General features: G+C 65.5%; 2 protein-coding genes and 1 pseudogene. 1 reads left to right on the top strand and 2 read right to left on the bottom strand.

The genetic code is table 11. From position 1 onward, the window contains the following. Nucleotides 1-225 precede the first annotated feature (225 nt). Nucleotides 226-1,060, top strand: a pseudogene (locus CJZ82_RS17345) (glycoside hydrolase 100 family protein); the annotation flags it as partial. Nucleotides 1,061-1,211: 151 nt separating this feature from the next. Here the strand turns inward: CJZ82_RS17345 and istB are convergent. Continuing rightward, complete coding sequence (istB, locus tag CJZ82_RS17340; RefSeq protein WP_304442178.1) at nucleotides 1,212-2,072, bottom strand: IS21-like element helper ATPase IstB; 861 nt, start codon at nucleotides 2,070-2,072, stop codon at nucleotides 1,212-1,214. Continuing rightward, the gene (gene istA, locus CJZ82_RS17335) at nucleotides 2,069-3,319 is read right to left on the bottom strand and encodes an IS21 family transposase (protein ID WP_255381101.1); all 1,251 of its coding nucleotides are present in this window, start codon (nucleotides 3,317-3,319) and stop codon (nucleotides 2,069-2,071) included. The genes istB and istA overlap by 4 nt, the downstream gene beginning before the upstream one ends. Nucleotides 3,320-3,390: the final 71 nt, after the last annotated feature.

Here is a 3,390-nt window from a genome sequence, read left to right as displayed (position 1 = left end):
TCCCGACCGCTTTTGAAACTTACAACACCGACGGCAGGCTCTCGCCCCCACTTCAGTTGCAAGCCCTGCAGCGCTCGCCTTCCGGCTCACGCGCAGTCCAAAAACATACCACAGGCAATGCCACCGCTGCGGCGATCAGATTCATGGCACCGCGCCGAGCGCCTCAGATCGCTGGTCCTGTCTATGGTTTCGCTGCCACAGGACCCGTTCGAGTGGAGTCCAGGCTTGTCGACACATTTCAGCCAGGAGAGGCTTCGCGTCAGGCCCGGCTCCCGTGAAGACGCCGTGGTGGCCAGCGCCCGCGAAAAGTTCGAGCGCACCCTGGTGTCGGTGCAGGGCTCCCTGGTGGGATCAGTGGCCGCCCTGGAACATCCCCGCAGCCACGACGCCCTCAATTACGGCGAGGTGTTCCTGCGCGACAACGTGCCAATGATGCTCCACCTGCTGCTGGAGGGTCGATTTGACATTGTTCGTCACTTTCTGAGCGTCTGCCTCGACCTGCAGAGCAGCACGTACCAGACCCGCGGCCTCCTCCCCACCAGCTTTGTCGAGGAGAACGGCCAGCTGCTGGCCGACTGCGGCCAACGCTCAATCGGAATGATCACCTCGGTGGACGCCAGCCTGCTGTTCGTTCCGGACTGTTCCTTCATGACCGATCGTCCGATGGACGTCTGGGCCCCCCCCCTGGAGGTGGAGATGCTTCTTTCTGTTCGGCTGCCTGCGCAGTTGTGGCCATCTGATGGAGATCGCGCGGCGCGACCGCAGCAGCAGCCTGCTGGAGCAGCGTCTCAAGCTCAACCGCCAGTGGATTCACAACCTCCGCTCCTTCCTGCTGAAGAACTACTGGATCACCAGCAAGACGATGCAGGTGCTGCGCCGCCGCCCCACCGAGCAATACGGCGGCGACCAGCACGAAAACGAATTCAACGTGCAGCCCCAGGTGATCCCCGACTGGCTCCAGGACTGGTTGGAGAACCGCGGCGGCTACCTGATCGGCAACATCCGCACGGGCCGTCCGGACTTCAGGTTCTACAGCCTGGGCAATTCCCTGGCCTGCCTGTCAAGCGACATCCGGAATTGGTCCTCCGGCGACACGAAAACTGGTCCACCCTGTGGGGCTGTAGCGCCGGCTTGTTGACGCCGTAGCCGGCGCCGGTTGGTCTTGCTCATCAGTCGTTGGGAAAGGGGGTGGATCGGGAGGAACGGGATGCTCATGGGCTCCCTTCCTCCCCGGTGGCTGGGATGGTGCTCACGGCACTGCTGCTCTTGAGCAGGCCGGAGCGGCGTTTCTCGCGCAGGCGGTAGCTGTCGCCCCGCACGGTCAGCACATGGCTGTGGTGCAACAGCCGATCGAGGATCGCGGTGGCGACGACCTGATCGCCGAACACCTCACCCCACTCCATAACGGGGCGGTTGGAGGTGATCAGGACGCTGCCGCGCTCGTAGCGGCGTGAGATCAGCTGGAAGAACAGGTGTGCCGCATCGGGCTCCAGTGGCAGGTAGCCCAGCTCGTCAATGATCAGCAGCTTGCTCTTGCCGTACTGGCTCAGCCGGCTCTCCAGCGCTGTCTGGTTATGGGCCCGGGCGAGGGTGGAGATCAGCTCCATCGCCGAGACGTATTGAACGGTGTAGCCCTTGCTCACCGCCTCACGCCCCAGGGCGACGGCCAGGTGTGTCTTGCCTACTCCAGGCGGACCGAGCAGCAGCAGGGTGTCGCCGTTAGCCACCCAGCGGCAGGTGGCAAGTTCCCGGATCTGGCCTGGATCGAGCGAGGGCTGGGCCTCGTACTCAAACCCCTCCAGCGTCCGCACGAACGGGAACTTGGCGATGCTCATCGCCATCGCGATTCGCCGCTGGTCCTTGCGGGCGATCTCCGCCGCACACAGCCAGGTCAATGCCTCGCGCAGATTCAGCTCCTTTCGGGCCGCCTCCTCGAGCAGGTTGTCGAGCTGGTCGCGGATGGCGGTCAGTCTCAGGCGGCTGAGCATGTCGTCCAGCTCCTCTACGGGGACCGGCGGCATCGTGACCAGCGGCTCCTGACGACCTGGTTGACCGGTTCTGGTGGGGCTCATGCCGCCACCTCCTCGCCCACCTCGGCGGCATAGACCGCCAGTGAGCGGGCCAGTTCTGAGCTGCGCATCACGCCGGTCCGCCACCGCGTTCCGCCCCCACAGGGCGGGGACGCGGCTGAGGCGGACCCAACGCAGCTGGCGCCATCAGCTGAGGGCAGTGACCGTTCGGCCAAGTCCTGCTGGGGCGCTGGCACCAGGCCATCCCAGTGCCCCCGCAGCACGGAGCGATGACGCCGATTGGCCGCCATCCGCTCATGGCGGGCGACAACCCGGCCACCATGACGGATCAGCACCTGCTGATCCCGCAGCAGCACGCTCACCCGCTGCTTGAGCAGCTTCCAGGGGACGCTGTACCAGTTGCCCTCCACCTCGACGCAGGCGTCGTTGTGGACCACCCGCACCAGCTCCCGCTCCGCCAGGAACGACGGCTTGTGGGGCAACGGCTGCAGGGCAGCGGCCTCCTCCCGCTGGAAACGCACCAACGGCTGTTCACCGGTCGTTCCGTGGATGCGAACGTCGGCCACCTCCCGGCTCCAGTGCTCCAGGTGCGCTTCCAGCGCCTCCCAGCTGGCAAACTCCCTGCCGGCCACGGCGTTCTTCTTGACGTAACCGACGCCGCGCTCGTCCTTCCCCTTTGTCCTGGCCCGGTAAGGCCGGCAGGCTTTGGGAAGGAATCCCCAGTAGCGGGCAAAGGCATCGAGCCGCTCGTTGAACACCAGCACCTGACGGCCCGGATCGTGCTCCTTGACCAGGGCGCGGGCGTTATCAAACAACACCTCAGTCGGTACGCCCCGCCAGTGGCGGAAGGCCTCCTCCATGGTGAGTAACCAGTTGGCCTGGCGCTCATGCCGGTAGGCCCGCACCACCAGCCGCCGCGAGTAACCCAGGGTCAGCACGCACAGGTGCACCTTGATCCTCTCGCCGGCGATGCAGCTGTAGGTCTCACCGAAATCCGCCTGCAGCTGCTTGCCCGGCGGCGTCTCAAACCGCACCGTCGCCAGCGCTGCGGCCCGCAACTCCTGCCGCCAGGGCCCCACCGCCCTCTCCACGGTGCGCAGTGACACGGCGATGCCCTTCTCGCTGGCGAGCTCCTGGCGCACCACATCGGCATTGCCGTTGTGGGCAAGGAACCGCTCCCTGAGCCAGTCGTACTGGCCATCAAGAACGCCGATCCGCCGGGGGGTGCCGTAGGACTCCCAGCCGCCTTGACGGCGGTACTTAGGGCCTCCTGAGAAAGTGAAAACCAGCCCCAGGGCAACAAAGTGGGGGATCCAGGTTCACCTCTGAGTATTCCTCAGGCTGCAGCTGCCTGATGGCC

Source organism: Synechococcus sp. 1G10, assembly GCF_002252625.1.
Lineage (GTDB): Bacteria > Cyanobacteriota > Cyanobacteriia > PCC-6307 > Cyanobiaceae > Regnicoccus_A.
This window is presented reverse-complemented; position numbering and strand designations above follow the sequence as displayed.

Bases quoted from the DNA above. Each gene is read 5' to 3' on its own strand.
- istB (WP_304442178.1), bottom strand. From the start codon at position 2,072: ATGAGCCCCACCAGAACCGGTCAACCAGGTCGTCAGGAGCCGCTGGTC.